Origin of the sequence: Butyricicoccus faecihominis (genome assembly GCF_024462775.1) — a bacterium.
Lineage (GTDB): Bacteria > Bacillota > Clostridia > Oscillospirales > Butyricicoccaceae > Agathobaculum > Agathobaculum faecihominis_A.
Window position 1 is genome coordinate 1 of sequence record NZ_JANGCE010000030.1, and the last position, 18,844, is coordinate 18,844.

General features: G+C 56.5%; 17 protein-coding genes. 12 read left to right on the forward strand and 5 right to left on the reverse strand.

Features of this window, described 5'->3' with window-relative positions; all coding sequences use genetic code 11:
• Positions 1-92 precede the first annotated feature (92 nt).
• Both NE562_RS13790 and NE562_RS13795 read right to left on the reverse strand, forming a co-directional pair.
• On the reverse strand, positions 93-968 hold the full coding sequence (locus NE562_RS13790; RefSeq protein ID WP_280963017.1) for an SIR2 family NAD-dependent protein deacylase: 876 nt from the start codon (positions 966-968) through the stop codon (positions 93-95).
• The gene (locus tag NE562_RS13795) at positions 919-1,713 is read right to left on the reverse strand and encodes a protein-ADP-ribose hydrolase (protein ID WP_280963018.1); all 795 of its coding nucleotides are present in this window, start codon (positions 1,711-1,713) and stop codon (positions 919-921) included. Before NE562_RS13795 ends, NE562_RS13790 begins: the two co-directional genes overlap by 50 nt.
• Positions 1,714-1,845: 132 nt before the next feature.
• Here NE562_RS13795 and NE562_RS13800 point away from each other — a divergent pair, with 132 nt between their 5' ends.
• The 8 genes from NE562_RS13800 to NE562_RS13835 all read left to right on the forward strand — a co-directional run bounded on the left by NE562_RS13800 (position 1,846) and on the right by NE562_RS13835 (position 9,129).
• Positions 1,846-2,184, forward strand: a complete 339-nt coding sequence (locus tag NE562_RS13800; protein WP_280963019.1) for a winged helix-turn-helix transcriptional regulator — start codon at positions 1,846-1,848, stop codon at positions 2,182-2,184.
• 115 nt (positions 2,185-2,299) lie between these two features.
• Positions 2,300-3,043, forward strand: a complete 744-nt coding sequence (gene rpsB, locus NE562_RS13805; RefSeq protein ID WP_280963020.1) for a 30S ribosomal protein S2 — start codon at positions 2,300-2,302, stop codon at positions 3,041-3,043.
• A gap of 183 nt (positions 3,044-3,226) precedes the next feature.
• Positions 3,227-4,159, forward strand: a complete 933-nt coding sequence (gene tsf / locus NE562_RS13810) for a translation elongation factor Ts (protein ID WP_280963021.1) — start codon at positions 3,227-3,229, stop codon at positions 4,157-4,159.
• 104 nt (positions 4,160-4,263) lie between these two features.
• The gene (locus NE562_RS13815; RefSeq protein ID WP_280963022.1) at positions 4,264-4,800 is read left to right on the forward strand and encodes a YcxB family protein; all 537 of its coding nucleotides are present in this window, start codon (positions 4,264-4,266) and stop codon (positions 4,798-4,800) included.
• 371 nt (positions 4,801-5,171) lie between these two features.
• Complete coding sequence (gene thrS / locus NE562_RS13820; RefSeq protein WP_280963024.1) at positions 5,172-6,926, forward strand: threonine--tRNA ligase; 1,755 nt, start codon at positions 5,172-5,174, stop codon at positions 6,924-6,926.
• 23 nt (positions 6,927-6,949) lie between these two features.
• On the forward strand, positions 6,950-8,749 hold the full coding sequence (locus tag NE562_RS13825; protein WP_280963025.1) for an S-layer homology domain-containing protein: 1,800 nt from the start codon (positions 6,950-6,952) through the stop codon (positions 8,747-8,749).
• 13 nt (positions 8,750-8,762) lie between these two features.
• Complete coding sequence (locus NE562_RS13830) at positions 8,763-8,924, forward strand: hypothetical protein (protein ID WP_280963026.1); 162 nt, start codon at positions 8,763-8,765, stop codon at positions 8,922-8,924.
• A gap of 25 nt (positions 8,925-8,949) precedes the next feature.
• Positions 8,950-9,129: a hypothetical protein gene (locus tag NE562_RS13835; protein WP_280963027.1), complete on the forward strand. Its 180-nt coding sequence runs from the start codon at positions 8,950-8,952 to the stop codon at positions 9,127-9,129.
• Here the strand turns inward: NE562_RS13835 and NE562_RS13840 are convergent.
• A complete protein-coding gene (locus NE562_RS13840) occupies positions 9,126-9,428 on the reverse strand; it encodes a carboxypeptidase-like regulatory domain-containing protein (protein ID WP_280963028.1) in 303 nt (100 codons plus the stop codon). The two genes, NE562_RS13835 and NE562_RS13840, sit on opposite strands and share 4 nt — an antisense overlap.
• A 115-nt stretch (positions 9,429-9,543) precedes the next feature.
• On the opposite strand from NE562_RS13840, the gene proS reads away from it, so the two are divergent.
• Both proS and NE562_RS13850 read left to right on the forward strand, forming a co-directional pair.
• Complete coding sequence (proS, locus tag NE562_RS13845; RefSeq protein WP_280963029.1) at positions 9,544-10,983, forward strand: proline--tRNA ligase; 1,440 nt, start codon at positions 9,544-9,546, stop codon at positions 10,981-10,983.
• Between the two features lie 15 nt (positions 10,984-10,998).
• On the forward strand, positions 10,999-11,877 hold the full coding sequence (locus NE562_RS13850) for a mechanosensitive ion channel family protein (RefSeq protein ID WP_280963030.1): 879 nt from the start codon (positions 10,999-11,001) through the stop codon (positions 11,875-11,877).
• 187 nt (positions 11,878-12,064) lie between these two features.
• On the opposite strand, the gene NE562_RS13855 is transcribed toward NE562_RS13850, so the two are convergent.
• Positions 12,065-14,416 carry a M13-type metalloendopeptidase gene (locus tag NE562_RS13855; RefSeq protein WP_280963031.1) on the reverse strand — a complete coding sequence of 784 codons (2,352 nt, stop codon included), beginning with the start codon at positions 14,414-14,416 and terminating at the stop codon, positions 12,065-12,067.
• A gap of 275 nt (positions 14,417-14,691) precedes the next feature.
• Between NE562_RS13855 and NE562_RS13860 the strand changes: the two genes are divergently transcribed.
• A complete protein-coding gene (locus NE562_RS13860) occupies positions 14,692-16,065 on the forward strand; it encodes an S-layer homology domain-containing protein (RefSeq protein WP_280963032.1) in 1,374 nt (457 codons plus the stop codon).
• A 306-nt stretch (positions 16,066-16,371) separates the two neighbouring features.
• Here the strand turns inward: NE562_RS13860 and NE562_RS13865 are convergent, their stop codons facing one another.
• Positions 16,372-17,322, reverse strand: a complete 951-nt coding sequence (locus NE562_RS13865; RefSeq protein WP_280963033.1) for an L-lactate dehydrogenase — start codon at positions 17,320-17,322, stop codon at positions 16,372-16,374.
• Positions 17,323-17,494: 172 nt separating this feature from the next.
• Between NE562_RS13865 and NE562_RS13870 the strand changes: the two genes are divergently transcribed.
• Entirely contained in the window at positions 17,495-18,790 is a 1,296-nt protein-coding gene (locus NE562_RS13870; RefSeq protein ID WP_280963034.1) for an S-layer homology domain-containing protein, read from the forward strand.
• The last annotated feature ends 54 nt before the right edge of the window (positions 18,791-18,844 follow it).

Genomic DNA, 18,844 nt, shown 5'->3' on the forward strand with positions numbered 1-18,844 from the left:
CGGCAAAATTCGATTTTATGCGCGCTGCGGCGCGAGGGGTTCTTTGACACGCTGAGAAGTACGCTTTCATACCAACGAAAGCGTACTTCTTTTTATCTTGCGGCGAGCGCGGACAGGGTATCCTTCATATCGCCCGCGAGGGAAACCCCGCGTGACTTTAGCTCGTCGGGCAGCCGCGCTTCCGACAGGTTGACGCGGATGAGCGAAAAATTCTCATAGGCGAGAGCAAGGCGCTCAAACGGGTAGCGGATAATGCCGGGGGTGTTGAAGCCCACGCCAAGCTCAAGCAGCACGGTGGGCACGTCGATACAGGCGCGCAGAAAATCCTCATATCGCGCGCACGCCTCATGCCACGTATCGTCCTCCACAAAAGATTGGTCTACCCGCAGGTGGACCGCCATCTTGCCGCCGCAGACCGGGCAGCGCGGCACCAGCGCGCCGGGTACAAGGCAATCCCTTGTCGCGGCCGACAGCGCCCGGACGACCGGCTCGGCTGGGTACAGGCCGCCGTGGCAGGCGCGGGCGCATTGCAGCTCCCCATAGTCACCCTGCACGGCGAATACGCGCGCCGGGGCAAACCCCGCCTTTTGAAACTGGTGATCCACATTGGTGGTAATCACGAAATGCTCGCGCGCGCCAACAAGGCCGTATAGCTGCCGGTACAGCGGCAGGGCGGGCGGCTCGATGCGGTTGACCAGAATGTGCTGCGCCCAATAGGCCCAGCGCGCCCGCTCGTTCGGAAAGGGATAGAAGCCGGCGGAATACATGTCGGTCAAGCCGTATTTGGCAATGAAGGGCGCGAAACGCCCGGTAAAGCGCGGGCCGCTGTACAAAAGGCCCGCGGCGGCGGATAGTCCGGCCCCGCTGCCGATCACCACGCGGCGGGCGCTTTGGAAAAGCGCGGCCGCGCGGCGTATTTCAGGCGAGCAGCAGCCGGTAGAGCGTTTCGTCCCGTTCTGTGAATACATTGAAGATCACCCTTTTCAGCGTATGGTCTTTTTTTAGAAAATCGCGCACGGTTCGGACGGCGATCTCGGCGGCAGGCTCGTTTGGAAAATGAAACACGCCCGTGGAGATGCAGCAGAATGCAAGGGACGCGAGCCCGTGCTCCACGGCGCGGGTTAGGCAGGCGCGGTAGCACGCAGCAAGCGCCTCGCGGTCCTCCCGCGTCGGCTGCGGCCCTTGCACGATGGGGCCGACCGTATGCACGACATAGCGGGCGGGCAGGTTAAAGCCCGGCGTGAGCTTGGCCGCGCCGGTGGGTTCGGGCGCGCCTTGCTGTTTCATCAAATCATGACAGGCGAGCCGAAGCTGTACGCCGCTGGCCGAGTGGATGGCGTTGTCGATACACGAATGGCAGGGGATAAAGCAGCCGAGCAGCGCGTCGTTTGCCGCGTTAACGATCGCGTCCACGCGCAGCGTGGTGATATCGCCGCGCCAAAGGCCCAGCCGGTCCGGCGTAAGGGGCAGGGCGGCGGCGTCCGTCACGTCTTTGTGACAAAGCGCCGTTTGCAGGTATGCGTCCTGCACGGCCAAAAACTCCGGCCCGATCGGTGCGGGCGGGCGCACGTTCATCAGGCCGCGCAGCAGGCGGCGCTGTCCGTCCGCATCCGGCGGCACAGGCGCGTCCGCGAGCGGGCCGCCCTCTTCCTTTAAATAATGGATCAGCCACAGGCGGCGTTCCGCCTGCGTCATCACACCGTTTATATGCATGCTTTGCCGCCTTTCGTCCATACTACTCTTGCGCCTTACGCTTCTTATCTGTATAATAGGCCTGCAAGCGAAAAAAGTAAAGCAGGCACTTTTATGTGCGGTAGGTACCCAAAGGATACCAAGGAGGAAGCGATGGAGAGAAAGCTGCCGGCCTGTCCGGTTGAAACCACGCTGACGCTGATCAGCGACCGATGGAAAATTTTGATTATCCGCGACCTGATGGCGGGCACCCGGCGGTTTGGCGAACTGAAAAAATCGCTCGGCGCGATTAGCCAGAAGGTGCTTACCGCAAACCTTAGGAAAATGGAGGCGGACGGACTCGTCACGCGCACCGTTTACGCCGAGGTGCCGCCCCGTGTGGAATACGCGTTGACCGAGCTGGGACGCAGCCTTGGACCTGTGATCGACGCGATGAAGGAATGGGGAAAAGGATACCAAAAAATGATTGACAAAGAAAGCGCAAAGTGCTAAACTATTAGAGCACGAATTCACACATCCCGTGATGAAAGCGGCTGGTGACCTGTAAAGCAGGTTGCCGCTGTCAGATGACCCGGGATGGAGGAAACAACCGAGGAGGAAATTAAAAATGGCAGTAATCTCTATGAAGCAGCTGCTGGAGGCTGGCGTGCACTTTGGCCACCAGACCCGCCGCTGGAACCCGAAGATGGCGACCTACATCTTCACCGAACGCAATGGTATCTATATCATCGACCTGCAGAAGACGGTCAAGAAGCTTGAGGAAGCTTACTTCTTCGTTCGCGACATCGCCGCAGCCGGCGAGTCCATCCTGTTCGTCGGCACCAAGAAGCAGGCGCAGGACGCGATCAAGGAAGAGGCGGAGCGTTCCGGCCAGTTCTTTGTCAACGCCCGTTGGCTCGGCGGCATGCTGACCAACTTCAAGACCATGCGCACCCGTATCGCCCGTCTGAACCAGCTGCAGAAGATGCAGGCCGACGGCACCTTTGATCTGCTTCCCAAGAAGGAAGTTATCAAGCTCCAGCTCGAAATCGCCAAGCTCGAAAAGTACCTCGGCGGCGTTCGCGAGATGAAGAAGCTGCCCGGCGCGCTGTTCGTAGTCGATTCCCGCAAGGAAAAGAACGCGATCGCGGAAGCCCGCAAGCTGAATATCCCGATCGTTGCAATCGTTGATACCAACTGCGATCCGGACGAGGTCGATTATGTGATCCCCGGCAACGACGATGCGATCCGCGCAATCAAGCTGATCTCCCAGACCATGGCCAACGCCGTTCTGGAAGGCAAGCAGGGCGAGCAGCTCGAGGTTGAGGCCAAGGCCGAGACCGCCGAAGCTCCCGCAGCGCAGGCTGAATAAGATTCTTTTTAATTAGTAATTAGGAATTAGAAATTAGTAATTTGGTCGATGGCCTTTCAGCTCGCGCCTTGATGACCCCGCATGCTTGTGCGGCACAGTAATTACTAATTACTAACTACTAATTACTAATTTGTTTTACCCACCAAGCAAGGTGACTATCGATATTTGAGGAGGAATTATAAAATGGCTTTTACCGCTGCTGATGTAAAAAAGCTTCGTGAAATGACCAATGTAGGCATGATGGACTGCAAGAAGGCGCTGCAAGAGGCTGACGGCGACTTCGACAAGGCAGTCGAGCTGCTGCGTGAAAAGGGCCTTGCCAAGGCCGCTAAGAAGGCCGGCCGCATCGCGGCTGAGGGCGTTGTCTGCGCGACCGTGTGCGGCGATTGCGGCGTAGGCGCGATCATCGAAGTCAACTCCGAGACCGACTTCGTTGCCAAGAACGCTGATTTCCAGAAGTTCGTATCCGATCTGGCCGGTGTGGTCATGAAGGAGAACCCGGCTGACGTAGAGGCGCTCAAGACCTGCAAGCTGGGCGACGTGACCGTACAGGAAGCGTTGCAGGAAAAGGTGCTGACGATCGGCGAGAACATCCAGATCCGCCGCTTCGAGCGCTACGACGACTCCACCGTTAACGTAGCCTACACTCACATGGGCGGCGTTATCGGCGTGCTGGTCGGTCTGTCCGTTTCGGATAACCTGAAGGACAACGCCACCGTCAAGGAGCTGGGCAAGGATATCGGCATGCAGGCGGCCGCGATGCGTCCGTCCTTCATGGATAAGTCCGAGGTAGATGCCGCGACCCTCGACAAGGAGCGCGAAATCCTGATGGCGCAGGCGATCGAGGAGAACAAGACCGCCGCCAAGCCCAAGCCGGAGCAGATCATCGCCAAGATGGTAGAGGGCCGCGTGGGCAAGTACTACGAGGAGAACTGCCTGCTGCAGCAGGCCTTCGTCAAGGAGAACAAGCTCTCCGTTGAGAAGCACATCGAAGAGGTCGCCAAGACGCTGGGCGGCGAGATCAAGCTCGTCAAGTACGCTCGCTTTGAAAAGGGCGAGGGCATTGAAAAGAAGCAGGACGATTTCGCGGCCGAAGTCGCTTCGATGGCCAAGTAAGCGAATTTTTTACAAGAGCAGCCGTTTTCGGCTGCTCTTTTTTCTTGCTTTTGGGCGCGCCTTTCGCTACAATAGGAACAGTACGTACAAAGGAGTTTTGACAAATGGAGCTGCAATATGAAATCACAAAGGATGATTTTATCGCCTTTAATCTGGATTACTGGAGCAAAAACGCGCTGGTGCAGCGCAGCATTCTGATGACGCGCATCGCGACCGCGGTGATCGTGCTGCTTGGCGGCACGGCGCTGATGGTTTGGCTGAAATCGCTGAACGTCATATCGGTGGCGGTTTATGTGGCGCTCGCGGCGGTATGCTTTTTCGGCACGCCTTGGTATATGAAGCGCAAGGTCGTAAAAAACGTAGAACGCATTTTGAAAAATCCAAACAGCAAAAATGCCTGCGGCGAGAAGAAAATGGTGCTGGGCGACGATGAATTCCGCCTGACCGGAGAAAATGAGGATACGAGCTATCCCTATGACGCGGTGCAGCGTATCGCTACGGACGCGGGGCACTACTTCGTATTCGTCGATCAGTATTCGGCGCTGATCGTCCCGTTCCGCGCGTTCCGCGACGACGCGCAGAAAAAGGAGTTTTACGGCCGCATCACCGCCCATATCGAGGATGAAGCGCTTAAATGCTGAAAACCGCCGATTGCCGCAAAAAAGCGAATGATGGTTGACAAAGCCGCGTTTGGGGTATAAAATAGTACCATTCATAAGTAAAAAGCGATGAAGGAAATCCTGTGATTACCCTAAAGCGTTTGACAGAGAGCGGGCGACGCGGCTGAAAGCGTCCGCAGGCGCGGGGAAAGCAGCACCGATTCCAGAGCTTCGCGGCGGAACCCCTAAGTATGTCGCGACGAGTCGTTCCCGTTAAGAACTCCGAGCGGCAGGCCTTGTCATGTATGGCCTGCAAGCAGGGTGGAACCGTGGGCCTATCTATGCTCACCCCTGATTTTATGTCGGGGGTGGGCTTTTTTCGTTCTCCCCGCAATTTCAAAGGAGGAAAAATCATGTCTGAAGAAAACAAGTTCACGTTTGAAAACGAGGAATACCGCGATACCTACCGCCATACGGTGTCCCATATCCTTGCGCAGGCCGTCAAGCGTCTGTATCCGGAGGTAAAGCTCGCGATCGGTCCGTCGATCGAAAACGGCTTTTACTACGATTTTGACGCGCCGTTCTCGCTGACCGAGGAGCACCTTGCGGCGCTGGAAGCGGAAATGCGCAAGATCTGCAAGGAAAAACTAAAGCTCGAACGTTTTGAGCTGCCCCGCGCAGAGGCGATCAAATTCATGCAGGAGCGGGACGAGCCCTACAAGGTCGAACTGATTAACGATCTGCCGGAGGACGCTACGATCTCTTTCTATAAGCAGGGTGATTTCACCGATCTGTGCGCGGGCCCGCATCTGGATTCGACCGGCCGCGTCAAGGGCAACGCGATCAAGCTGCAAAACGTCACCGGCGCTTACTGGCGCGGCGATTCCAAGAACAAGATGCTCCAGCGCATCTACGGCACCGCTTTCCCGAAGAAGGAAGAGCTGGACGCTTATCTGGAGCGCTTGGAAGAAGCGAAAAAACGCGATCACCGCAAGATCGGCAAGGAGCTTGGCCTGTTTATGCTGACCGAGGAGGGCCCCGGCTTCCCGTTCTTCCTGCCAAACGGCATGACGCTCAAGAACACGCTGATCGATTACTGGCGCGAGGTGCACAAGCGGTACGGCTATGTCGAGGTTTCGACGCCGATGATCCTCAACCGTTCGCTCTGGGAACGTTCGGGGCACTGGGGCCATTACAAAAACAACATGTACACCACGGTCATCGACGAAGAGGATTATGCCATTAAGCCGATGAACTGCCCGGGCGGCATGCTGGTCTACAAGAGCCAGATGCACTCCTACCGCGACCTGCCGCTGCGCGTGGGCGAGCTCGGCCTTGTCCACCGCCACGAGCTGTCCGGCGCGCTGCACGGCCTGTTCCGCGTGCGCTGCTTCACGCAGGACGATGCGCATATCTTCATGACGCCCGACCAGATCAAGGATGAGATCAAAAACGTCGTCAAGCTCTTTGACGAGGTTTACTCCACCTTCGGCCTGACCTACGAGATCGAGCTGTCCACCATGCCCGAGGACCACATGGGCGATGAAAAGGTATGGGAATTCGCACAGGAGACGCTCAAGGACGCGATCACCGAAATGGATAAAAAGTATGTCGTCAACGAGGGCGACGGCGCGTTCTACGGCCCGAAGCTCGATTTTCATCTGGCCGATTCGCTGGGCCGCACCTGGCAGTGCGGCACCGTCCAGCTCGATTTCCAGATGCCCGAGCGGTTTGAACTGGAATACACGGGCGCGGACGGCGAAAAGCACCGTCCGGTCATGATCCACCGCGTCGTGCTCGGCTCGATCGAGCGTTTCATCGGCGTCATCACCGAGCATTTTGCCGGTGCGTTCCCGACGTGGCTCGCGCCCGAACAGGTGCGCGTCATGCCGATGACCGACCGCAATGTCGGCTGCGCAAAAATGGTGCTTGACCAGCTTAATCATGCGGGTTTCCGCGCCACGATGGATGAGCGCAACGAAAAGATCGGCTATAAGATCCGTGAAGCCCAGCTGCACAAGGTGCCTTATATGATCGTCATCGGCGACAAGGACGAGGAAGCGGGCCTGATCTCCGTGCGCGACCGCAAGACCGGCGAGACCACGCAGATGGAGCTGGCCGAATTTCAGGAAAAGCTTGCCTATGAAGTAAAGGAAAAGCTGCGGTGATTCTCTGAAAGGGGAGGGGCGGCATGAAAAAGCTGCTTTGCGCACTGGCATTCATGGCGTGTGCGACCCTGTCCGCCGCCGCGGCGGATGTGGGGACGATCCGGAACGATTACTCTGGCGACACCGAGGCGCAGGCGCAAATGCTGCATGAGCTGGGTCTGTTTAACGGTACGGAAAAAGGCTTTGAACTGGAAAAGCCGATGACCCGCGCCGAAGCCGCCGCCATGCTCACGCGCTTTTTGGGCGCGGAGCAAACGGCTCGCGTGGGCACATGGGAGCACCCCTTCACCGATGTACCCCAATGGGCCGCCCCATATGTCGGCTGGCTGTATGAGAACGGGCTGACCAAAGGCGTATCCGCGACGCGGTACGGCGCGGAGGAAAATACTTCTTGTGAGCAATTCGGCACTTTTTTAGCGCGCGCGTCTCGGAATGGTGAGGAGCCATTCTGGATCGTGGATTCGGAAGAAATTGCGGTATGCGATGCGGTGGGATTTGTGCGTGGAGATGCGGTCGCTTTAGCCGCACGAACGCTAACAACAACGGAGCGGGTTCAGGAATTATATCTAAATAGTGACGCTCATATAACTGTGGCACAACGGCTTATCGATGAGGGTATATTTACTGAGGAAATGCTGAAAACGGCTGCTTGGAGGGTATTGCCGCGTCTTTATGATTGTGTACCCACACGTCAGGACGACAAATCAGAGGAACGCCTATCCTGCGTGATTGCAGGCGTTACGGTTATGAGAAACGAGCATTCGGATGTAAAGCCGCTAAATTACGATCAAGGTTTTGCTAATTCAATATATGGTCTTGCGCCTAACGCGCAAGGGAAAAACATGCTCCATACCATTGATACGGAAACACTTGCAACAAAAGAAATTGCGCGTCTTGACGGTATTGTGGATCTGTTTGTTCTTGGAAAATCGGGTCTAACGGATTATATTAAAGGATCCCATAATGGGAAACAATACGTGCTTATCGTTACCGAGGATAAGCAAGTACGTGTGCTAGAAACGCCGCCTGCATTATTAGAAGACGGAGTATTTTCTTATTATCTGGATGAGAACGCTTTGGTATTTGAGGCTGCGGAGATGCTTTGCATTATACAGGGAAGTGAGATGCAAACGCTGGCTTTGTCCTCAAATGAAAAGTTGTTTGTCATAAATAACAATTTGATCATCACACAGCGCGTAACGAATGAACAAACTACAGTGACCGCATGGACACTGAAAGGCAAGGTGATCAATCAGTATACGCTTCAAAACGATGATCCGTTACAAGATGAACGCCAAAAGTTTGAGAATGTGGTTTGGTTTCACGCACCGCATCTGGAGAACCAAAGTGAAAATTTTCTTTGGGGCAGCGCGGGTCTGTATCAAATGGAAAATGACGAACTCAAACAGATTACAGGCAGGCCGGTATATGATTACGCCTTTGACCCAGCCGATGGCAGCTATGTGCTGATTACGCACGACGCGGGTAAGCGGGTGGAATACACCGAATACGCCGTGCAGGCGCAGACCGGCGATACGCTTGTTCGTTTGAACGCGGACGGTACCGAAACCGCGCTACTGCCCGAACTGCCCGACGGCAGCCTGCTGCTGGGCGAGGTGCTAAGCACAATGAACGGTAGGGTAGAGTTTACGACTTTAAAGGCCGCGGAGCCGCATTTCATGAGCCGGTTTACCTGCGTGCTGGAAAACGGCCGCATAAAGGTAACAGACGCGGACGCGGGCATCACAATGATCTACGGCGAAAACGCTGTGGAAGAGGAGCAGCGTCGCCTCGATGCCCTAGGCGCGGGCGTGGGTGCATGATGGAGGGGATATCATGAAAAAGCTGTTATCTGCCTGTATCGCGGCCGCGCCGCCCATGAGCATCGCGGCCGCATACGAAGTGCCGAACGCGGGAACGTATTATCCGAATACAGTCTATCTATGCAGCGACCGGATCAACAACGACCCGGCATTGCAGGCAGATTTTCTCCATTGATTATATCGATCTGACAGCGATCACAGTGACTGCGCCGGAGGGCATATATCTCATCCGCACGGACGATGCAACGCCTTTACTGCTCGATACTGACGACGATAGGGAAACCGTATCGCAGAGCGAGCCGGATACCGGCACGGCGGACGAAGACACGATGTGCGCCGCCGAGCAGGCACGGCTGCAAGCGCTAGGAAACAGGACTTAAGTATTTTGCTCGAGCGCGCGAATATTGTCCGAGCGCTTGAATACCTTGACATGGTAAAGCTTGCCGGGTTCGAGCGGACCGAAGGAGAAGCGGCCGAGTTCGTCTGTGTACAGCGCGCCGATGGGCGAGTCCGGCGCGTCCGCGCGGTAAAAGGTGACGAGCGCGGCCTCCACCGGTTTGTCATCCCCCGAAACGACCGTGCCGATGAGCGCGGGCCGCTGATCGGCCGAAAGTGAGACCGTGGTTTGCACCACTTCGTGGCTGGCGGGCTTGACATAGAAGGATTGCGTATAATTCATGGCAAAAACCCTTTCAGGAAATCAAAATTAGTTAAGGCAGCGCCGTGGGCGCAACGGTGCGGTGGTGCCTTAAAATAATCTATGAAATACAAAAAGAAAAGGTGAGTGTTCACAAATGGCAGACAAGAAGAAGCTGGTAAGCGAGATTACGTCCATGGACGTGGATTTTGCGCAGTGGTATACCGACATTGTAAAAAAGGCGGAAATGATCGATTATTCCTCGGTCAAGGGCTGCATCATCATGCGCCCGTACGCGCAGGCGCTGTGGGAGAACATCCAGTCGGCGCTGGACGGCATGTTTAAGGAGACCGGACATGAAAACGTGGCCATGCCGCTGTTTATCCCGGAAAGCCTGCTTCAAAAGGAGAAGGACCATGTGGAGGGCTTTGCGCCCGAGGTCGCGTGGGTAACGCACGGCGGCAGCGAAAAGCTGGAGGAGCGCCTTTGCGTGCGCCCCACCTCGGAAACGCTGTTCTGCGAGCATTACGCAAAGATCGTCCGTTCCTGGCGCGACCTGCCCAAGCTGTATAACCAGTGGTGCAGCGTGGTACGCTGGGAAAAGACGACCCGCCCGTTCCTCCGCTCGCGCGAGTTCTGGTGGCAGGAAGGCCACACCGTGCACGCGACTTCGGAAGAGGCCATGCAGGAGACCCTGCAAATGCTGAACATTTACGCGCAGTTTGCCGAGGAGTGGCTTGCCATTCCGGTTATCAAGGGCGAAAAGACCGCTAAGGAGCGCTTTGCGGGCGCGGAAAAAACCTATACGATCGAAGCCATGATGCACGACGGCAAGGCGCTGCAATCCGGCACCAGCCATTACTTCGGCGATGGATTCGCCCGTGCGTTCGGCATGCAGTACACCGATAAGAATAATACGCTGCAGTATATGTACCAAACCTCGTGGGGCATGTCCACCCGTATGATCGGCGCCATCATCATGACGCACGGCGATAACGAAGGTCTGGTGTTGCCGCCCCGCATCGCGCCCACGCAGCTGGTCGTTATTCCGGTCGCTTCGCACAAGCCGGGCGTGACAGAAAAGGCGGAGGAGCTGTTAGGGCTTGTTAAGAACGCGGGCGTGCGCGCCAAGATTGATCTTTCCGAGAACAGCCCCGGCTGGAAGTTCGCGGAGTACGAGATGAAGGGCGTGCCGCTTCGTCTGGAAGTCGGCCCCCGCGATATCGAGCAGGGCCAGTGCGTGCTGGTGCGCCGCGACAGCCGCGAAAAGACCGTGGTCAAATTCGAGGAGCTGGCAGCAGTCGTTCCGCAGCTGCTGGAAGAGATTCAGCAAGCGCTTTACAACAAGGCGCTGAAAAACCGCGAGGAGCACACCTACACCGCAAAATCTCTGGATGAGATGCAGGAGATATTGAAGGAAAACATCGGCTTTGTCAAGTCCATGTGGTGCGGCGATCTGGCCTGCGAGGAGAAGATCAAGGAAGTCACGGGTATGCCGTCCCGCTGTATTCCGTTCGAGCAGGAGAACATCGGCGACGTATGCCCCGTTTGCGGCAAGCCCGCGCACCAGATGGTCGTTTGGGGCATCGCTTACTAAGCAAAAGGAGCTTTTATGGCGGATTTTTCTGAGCAGGTCAGAGCTTTTTTCTCGACAGACGCGGGCAGGCTGATCGGCACGGTGTGGCTGATCGTGGTGGTCGTGCTGCTTACACTATGGGGCGCGCGGCTGGTGAGCCGCTTTATGCGGCGCATGATCGAGCTGCAAAAACAGAAAAACAGCGCGAATGCAACGGTTTTGGCCTTTTTCCGCTATGTGGCGATCGCCGCGGTCTATTTTGCAGGCTTCGCGGTGATCGTATCCAACATTCCGTTTTTAAGCGCGGGCCTGAACAAGGTGCTGGCCGCCGGCGGCGTGATCGCGGTGGTCGCGGGCTTTGCCGCGCAGGAAGCGCTGGGCAGCGTGGTCAGCGGTATGATGATCCTAGCGTTCAAGCCCTTTGTCATCGGCGACGTGGTGCGGTATCTGGATAACGATATTTCCGGCGTGATCGAAGAGATCACGCTGCACCATACCACCATCCGCACGTGGGAAAACAAGCGCGTCATCATCCCCAACAGCAAAATGAACAGCGCCATTATAGAGAACGCCGACTATGCGGACAGCCGCGTGTGCGTGTTTCTGGAGATCGGTATCACGTATGAATCCGATGTGGATCTGGCCAAAAAGCTGCTGGCGGAGGAGGTCGCGCGCAATCCGGAATTTCTGGATGTACGGACTCCGGCGCAGCGTGCGGCGGACGCGCCGGAGGTGCCGGTCGTCGTGCTGGAGTTGGCCGCGAGCGCGGTCAAACTGCGCGCCTCGCTATGGGCCAAGGACAATGGCAGCGCGTTTGCCCTAAAGTGCGCGGTGCAGGAAAACATCCTAAAGCAATACGCGCAAAACGGCGTGGATATTGCGTATCCGCACCTTGTTATAGTAGAAAAAAACTAAAAAATTAGGAAGTAGTAAGTAGTAATTAGTAATTATAGAACCGCACAGGTGGGGGATCGGATGATCGGCCACCGTGCCGTGTCTCAACTACTAATCGCTAGATGCTACTTCCTAATTTTATTTTTGCTGCTTAACGTTTATTTCAAAATTACTAATTACTACTTCCTAATTGCTAATTACTCTGTCGTTACCAGATCCGAACACGGTTTTCGGGGGCGAGCCACATGCCGTCGCCTTCCTTGATATCGAAGGTGGTATAGAAATCATCCATCGATTGCAGCACGCGGCTGCCGCGCAGCTTGGCGGGTGCGTGTACATCGATCGTCGCGGCGTACTGCTCGTATTCGCGCGTCGCGGTCGAAGCCCAAGTTTCGGCCATGGTGCGGAACAGCAGTGCGAGGTCGGGGGCCTTTTCGCGCTTCGCCGTCTCCAGAATGCACGCGGCCGCGCCAAGGTCGGCAATGTTCTCCGAAAGAGTCAGCGTGCCGTTGCAAACGATGCCGGGCGCGGATTCCACGCCGTCGTAGTAAGAGATAGCCTTTTCGCACAGCTTTTGGAACGCGGCGTAATCCGCGGACGTCCACCAGTCGGCGGCGTTGCCGTTTTGATCGAATTTGGCGCCGTTGTTATCAAAAGCGTGCGTGATCTCGTGAGCAATAACGTAGCCGATCGCACCCAGATTTTTTTCGCGCGGGGCCTTTACATCGTACATCGGCGCTTGCAGGATGCCGGCGGGGAAGACAATCTCGTTGTTCTGCGGCACATAGCAGGCGTTCACGGTGAACACGCTCATCGCCCACAGGCCCTTATTCACCGGCTTACTCTGCCAGCTTTGCAGAAGCTTTTTCTGCGCCTTTTGAATGGTCAGCATGTTGTCGAAATAGCTGCCGCCATCGGCCTTGGATTTGAGGGTCACATCCTTCAAAAGGTCGTTCCACTGGCCCTCGTCTGGGTAACCGACCTTGATGCCCATGGTATCCAGCTTGGCGATCGCCTTTTGCTTGGTTGTGTCGCTCATCCAGTCTATTTTTTTGATGCGCTCTTCATAGATGGAAATAAAATCGCGCACCATGTCGGTCACGTCGGCTTTGGCTTCCGCGGAAAAGTATTTTTCCACATACAGCCGGCCGAGCTCGTCGGAGAGCAGCGCCATCACGATGTTAGTCGCGCGCTCCTTGTCGGACAGCGTGCCGCTGATGCCGAGGAATGCCTGCTGGTATTCGTTGGCGGCGTCCTCAAAGGCGCGGCCCAGATAACTGCCGAAGCTCGAGATTACGGCGAGCTGCGTGTAGGCCTTGAGCATGGGAACGTGCGCGTCGTCGAAATAAGCGGCCTGCGCCTTTAAAAGCCCCGGGTCAATGACGATGATCTGGTCGCTTTTCGTCAGGCCGGACTGCGCGTATACCTTGTCCAGATCGACGTGCGGGAACAAGGCCTGAAGCTGATCCATCGTGTACGGGTTGTAGATCTTATCAACATTGCTGTAATCCTGCCGGTCCAGCATATGGGGGGCAAGCGCCTTCTCAAACTGCCAGACAAGCGACGCGTTTTCTTTAGCGGTGGCCTCGTCATAGCCGCCGAGGGTGAAAAGCTTTTGCACATAAGCGATATAAGCGTCCTTCTGGCTGCCGCTGTCCGCCGCGTAGATCTCCTTGGTCAACGAAACGCCGGGCCCTGAGAGGGCGACCGTGTAGCGGTTGGAATCCTTCATGTCCGTTGTGAGCGAGAAGGTGAGCAGAAGCGAGCCGCCTACCTCGTCGGAGAGCTTTTGCTGTACGTCCATCAAATCGGATAGCGTTTTTGCGTTATCGAGGGCGGTGAGATACGGCTTGATCGGTTCGATGCCGAGCGCGTCGCGCGCGTCATAATCCAAAAAGTTATTGTAGAGCGCGGCAATGCGCCTCGCGTCCTCGTTCGTCGGATTCTTGGCCGCTTGTTCGATCAGCTCGGTCAGCGGTTCGGTGTTGGTCATCATTTCATTCAGCGTGCCGTTCGACGTGTAGCCGGGCTTGATGGCCGAACTGTCCAGCCAAGATTTGTTGACCGTCGCGTAAAAATCATCTTTTTCATTTGTGCCGAATAGGGCATAGGTGCGGCGGATGAATTTATTCATCTGCTCCATGGTGACAAATTCCTCGGGCGAAAAGGTGGTGGCCGAGGTGCCCGCCACGATGCCCGCGTCGAATACATTTTGTAATTCATCCTTGGCCCAGTTCGGGATATCGGTAAAATTCGCGGCCGGGTAAGCTTTGCGCGCATTATCGCCCACGGGCGCGGGCAGCGTGCCGAAGGCCCGCTGCAGCATCACCAGCGCCTCCGCGCGGGTGACGGGTGCCTGTTCGCGCAGGTCTCCGTTGGGGTCGCCGTGCATGATGTCGCTTTTGGTCACGGCCGGGTTGTAGTCATCCGCCGCCTGAATCAGTGCGGCGCATACCTCGCCGCGGGTAGCGGCGTTGGGCTCCGCGGCAAGCGCCGTGGGCAGCGTACCGGCCAGCATGGCGCTGCTAAGCAGCGCGGCCAACAATCGTTTGGTTTTCATAAGATTGTCCTTTCTCACTGTGTGTTGGTTGGAATCGTGCATGGACGACGAAATGGTGGAATGTCTCGTCTGCAATATGTGCATATTGAATATATACAACATAGCGCGAACCACCGCGATTGTCAATAGGCAGACCGCGCTTTCTTAAAATATTTTAAAGATCGCGACGGCAGGCAATTTGTCGTTTACTTCCGATGGATTCGGTGCTACAATAAGGGACATATAGTGGGGTGATTGTATTTTATCAAACACCTTATAAAAATGGAGGAGTCATTATGAAAAGATTGCTGAAAACCCTTTCCGCATCACTGCTGATCGTCGTATCGCTGGCTGTTTCGGCTGCTGCGGCGAGTTTTGACCATTGTGCGGATACGCTCAAGGATCTGGGCTTGTTTCAGGGCACGGCGCAGGGCTACGAGCTGGACCGCGCGCCGACACGCGGCGAAGCGGCCGCCATGCTGGTGCGGCTGCTCGGCAAGGAAGCGGAGGCAAAAACGCTTACCTATTCCGCGCCCTTTACCGATCTGGACGGCTGGCAGAAGCCCTATGTGCAATACCTGTATGATAACAAGCTGACGAGCGGCGCGAGCGCGACCACCTTTGAGCCGGAAGAAGCCTGCACGGCGAACATGTACGCCGCGTTCCTGCTGCGCGCGCTCGGCTACAGCGAGACTGAGGACGGCTACACCTACAAGCAAGCGGTGGAAAAGGCGTATTCGATCGGCCTTGCCGACTTTGCCAACTGTGATATCAACGCCCCCTTCCTGCGCGACAACGTCGCCGCGATGAGCTACACCGCGCTGGCCTGCCCGCCCAAGGGCGAGACCGAGACGGTGCTACTCGAAAAGCTGGTAGAGGACGGCTCTGTGGACAGCGCCAAGGCAGCGCCGGTACTCAAAACATTTGAGACCGTTGCCGAATATGCAGCCGACGCATACCTGACCAGCCAACAGACCAAGGTCGATATGGACGCTGATATTTCCATGAACCTTTCCATGAACGATCAGAAGCTGATGAGCCTTTCCATGCCCATGAACATGAAGATGGATATGAATCTGGCGAACATGGATCAGTCTAAAATGTCCATGAAGGGCACGATGAAGGCCGTGCTTGATCCCTCACTGGTAGAGGAAGGCGCAAGCAACACGCAGGAAGCCGCGATCGAGTATTACTACGCGGACGGCGTGTATTACATGAACGGCATGGGCGAGAAAATCAAGATGGATATGTCCTTTGAAGATTCGCTGGGCGGCATGACGGAAATGACCCAGATGCAGAACAACCCGATCAGCATGATCAAGAGCATTGAAAAATCTGGCGATACCTACACCGTGACCTATGCGAGCGGCGCGCTTGGCTCCATGGTCAATTCGATCTTGGGCGCGACCGGCATGGGCGACGCAGTGGCCGATCTCTCGTTCAATATCGACGAGATGACCGCGAAGGAAACGGTAAAGAACGGCCAGCTTTCCGCAATGGATATGACCATGCGCCTGTCCGTTACCGTGTCGGACGTTAAGGCGTCGATGGATATGACCATGAAATGCAAGGTGAATGCGACGGGCGATAGCGTCAAGGTTACGCTGCCGACCGATCTGAGCACTTATCAGGAGATGACCGGTACCCTTCCGACAACCCCGGCAGCCTAAAACATAGCTTGAAAAGGAACCGAAACTGTTTTGTTTCGGTTCCTTTAGACTGTCAAAAAACTATTTTTGACAGTCTGTCGATCGAAACAAAGCCCCATTTCGATCGAGAATTCCGACTTCTGCGCGCGCCTTACAGGCACACTTGAAGCCGGTTTGTATAAAAAACCACGCACATGTCGCGGCTTTTTATGGATTTTGCCGCAAGCGGCAAAATCCTATTTTATGCGCGCTGCGGCGCGAAGGGGTTCTTTGACAAGCTTAAGGAACCGAAACTGTTTTGTTTCGGTTCCTTTTTTCGGTCTCTTGTCAGCCTATGGTCTCCAATTCGCCGATCAGTTCGCCGAGCTTGTCCGCCGAGGTTTGCAGCTGCCGCAGCTCGTCGTAGGAGAGCGGGATGTCCAGCACCGATTCCACGCCGCCCCGGCCCACGACCGAGGGCAGGCCCAAACAAAGACCGTTTACGCCGTAATGGCCGCTAATCAGGGAAGAGACCGGCAGTACCGAGTGCTCGTCCCGCACGATGGCCTCCGCGATGCGGCGCACCGCCATGCCGATGCCGTAATACGTCGCGCCCTTGCCGTCTATGATCGAGTACGCCGCGTCGCGTACATTTTCATAGATGCGCTGCATTGCGCCAAAGGAATAATCCTTGCCCGTGATGCGGCAGTAATCGGCAAGGTCGACGCCGGAGATGTTGGCCGAGGACCAAACGGCAAGCTCACTGTCGCCGTGCTCGCCAATGATAAAAGCGTGCACGTTGCGCATATCGACGCCAAGGTGCTGACCCAGCAGGTACTTTAGGCGCGAGGTGTCCAGCACCGTGCCCGAGCCGAGCACGCGCCCCGCGGGCAGCCCGGAGATCTTGTGCGCCATATAGGTGAGCACGTCCACCGGGTTGGATACGATCAGCAGGATCGCGTCCTGATTGACATTCATAATTTCGTTAATAATAGAGGACATGATCGCTTGGTTGCGGCCCAGCAGCTCGACGCGGGTCTCGCCCGGTTTTTGGTTTGCGCCCGCCGCTATGATGATCAGCCCGCAATCCTTCAGTTCGGCGTAGCCGCCCGCGCGCACGTGGCAGGGCCGGGCAAAGGAAATGCCGTGGTTGATATCGGCCGCCTCGCCCTCGGCCTTTTTCTGGTTCATATCGACAAGGGTGATCTCGGAAAACAGGCCGCTTGTCGCAAGGGTAAAGGCCGAGGTCGCGCCGACGAAGCCCACGCCGATCACACCGCATTTTTGAATACTGCTCATGGCAAAGACACCTCTTTTTTAATTCGTTTGGTTTAGTATGCCCGTAAATCACAAATCCTTTCGGTTGGCAAGGCACAGAGAATATGCTATAATGATGGCACGGATTTGACTATTTTCTATAAAAAACGCGCGCCGGCGCGCGAGTCTTTGCGACAGATAAGGAGAAAAAACGATGAAAAAAATGTTTCGTATCGCGTGCGCGGGCGCAGCGCTCTGCGCCGCGCTTTCCACAGCCGCTCTGGCGGCTGATTTTACCCAAAGCGCGGACCGTTTGCACGAACTGGGCCTGTTTCAGGGCACGGAAGACGGCTACGAGCTGGACCGCGCGCCCACACGGGCTGAAGCGGCCGCTATGCTGACCCGTCTGCTCGGTAAGGAGAGCGAGGCAAAGAGCCTGACCTATTCCGCGCCCTTTACCGATCTGCAAAACTGGGAAAAGCCTTATGTGCAGTACTTATATGAAAACGGCCTGACCACCGGCGCGACGGCTACTACCTATGAGCCCGAAGCGCCGCTGACCGCGAATATGTATGCTGCTTTTCTGCTGCGGGCGCTCGGCTATAGCGATACGGCGGGCGATTTTACCTATCGCGGCGCTTCCGACTATGCGGAAGAACTCGGCGTGTACGATGAAACCATTGTGGATGCCGGCCATTTTTTGCGCGACCATGTGGCCGCGGCGAGCTATACCGCGCTGGCCGCGCAGCCCAAGGGCAGCGACAAAACGTTATTGCGCACACTGACCGAGCAGGGCGCGGTGGATAAAACGGCGGCCGAGCCTTATCTTGCGCAGTTCGCGGTCTATCAGGAATACCGCGAGGCGACCGCCGGAATGGACGATCTAAAAGCGCTGGAGGTGACGCACACCTTGACCGGCTCGATCAGCGCTTCGTGGGAGAACCGCGAAAAAGATAAGCTGTTCGACCTGACCAGCGCGGAGACCTTAAAGCTTGACCGCGTTTCGCCCGCCCTGCTTTCGGAGCGCACCGTTACCATGCGCGCGCCGGACGGAACGGAAAAGACCTTTATCGCCGAAAGCTATACGGCGGACGGCATGCGGTATGTTTCGCAGAACGGTGTGAAAGCCCGCACCGCGCAGACGGCCGAGCAGATGCATGCGCTCACCGGCTCCTACGCCCGCGTGCCGGCGGCTTTGGTGGAGAATATCGCGAAAAGCGGCAACGGCGGCTATGTCATTACCTATAATAAGGCTGGCCTGAACCGCCTCGACGGCGCGCTGGGCGCCGCCGCGGATGCGGTGGGCCGGCTGGGCGATATGACGATCTACTCCGTTTTCGTCAAGCACAACGTGTCCGGCGGCCGCATCGTATCGCAGGGCACCACGGTGGAGTTCGACGGCGGCACGGTGGCCGGTACGCTGTTTAGCGAAATGGAGCTGGTCGCGGTGGACGACAAAGTCGTTTTGACGCCGCCGGAAAATTTATCTCAATATCCCCTCGCAAAATAGGAACAAAAGGAGACCCCTGCCGTCTAAGATTGCAGAAGCCTATTAAAGGAGGAT

Excerpts from the sequence above, each read along its gene's own strand:
- NE562_RS13790 (WP_280963017.1), bottom strand. The coding sequence starts at position 968 with ATGTATTCACAGAACGGGACGAAACGCTCTACCGGCTGCTGCTCGCCT.
- NE562_RS13795 (WP_280963018.1), bottom strand. The coding sequence starts at position 1,713 with ATGCATATAAACGGTGTGATGACGCAGGCGGAACGCCGCCTGTGGCTG.
- NE562_RS13800 (WP_280963019.1), top strand. The coding sequence starts at position 1,846 with ATGGAGAGAAAGCTGCCGGCCTGTCCGGTTGAAACCACGCTGACGCTG.
- rpsB (WP_280963020.1), top strand. The coding sequence starts at position 2,300 with ATGGCAGTAATCTCTATGAAGCAGCTGCTGGAGGCTGGCGTGCACTTT.
- tsf (WP_280963021.1), top strand. The coding sequence starts at position 3,227 with ATGGCTTTTACCGCTGCTGATGTAAAAAAGCTTCGTGAAATGACCAAT.
- NE562_RS13815 (WP_280963022.1), top strand. The coding sequence starts at position 4,264 with ATGGAGCTGCAATATGAAATCACAAAGGATGATTTTATCGCCTTTAAT.
- thrS (WP_280963024.1), top strand. The coding sequence starts at position 5,172 with ATGTCTGAAGAAAACAAGTTCACGTTTGAAAACGAGGAATACCGCGAT.
- NE562_RS13825 (WP_280963025.1), top strand. The coding sequence starts at position 6,950 with ATGAAAAAGCTGCTTTGCGCACTGGCATTCATGGCGTGTGCGACCCTG.
- NE562_RS13830 (WP_280963026.1), top strand. The coding sequence starts at position 8,763 with ATGAAAAAGCTGTTATCTGCCTGTATCGCGGCCGCGCCGCCCATGAGC.
- NE562_RS13840 (WP_280963028.1), bottom strand. The coding sequence starts at position 9,428 with ATGAATTATACGCAATCCTTCTATGTCAAGCCCGCCAGCCACGAAGTG.
- proS (WP_280963029.1), top strand. The coding sequence starts at position 9,544 with ATGGCAGACAAGAAGAAGCTGGTAAGCGAGATTACGTCCATGGACGTG.
- NE562_RS13850 (WP_280963030.1), top strand. The coding sequence starts at position 10,999 with ATGGCGGATTTTTCTGAGCAGGTCAGAGCTTTTTTCTCGACAGACGCG.
- NE562_RS13855 (WP_280963031.1), bottom strand. The coding sequence starts at position 14,416 with ATGAAAACCAAACGATTGTTGGCCGCGCTGCTTAGCAGCGCCATGCTG.
- NE562_RS13860 (WP_280963032.1), top strand. The coding sequence starts at position 14,692 with ATGAAAAGATTGCTGAAAACCCTTTCCGCATCACTGCTGATCGTCGTA.
- NE562_RS13865 (WP_280963033.1), bottom strand. The coding sequence starts at position 17,322 with ATGAGCAGTATTCAAAAATGCGGTGTGATCGGCGTGGGCTTCGTCGGC.
- NE562_RS13870 (WP_280963034.1), top strand. The coding sequence starts at position 17,495 with ATGAAAAAAATGTTTCGTATCGCGTGCGCGGGCGCAGCGCTCTGCGCC.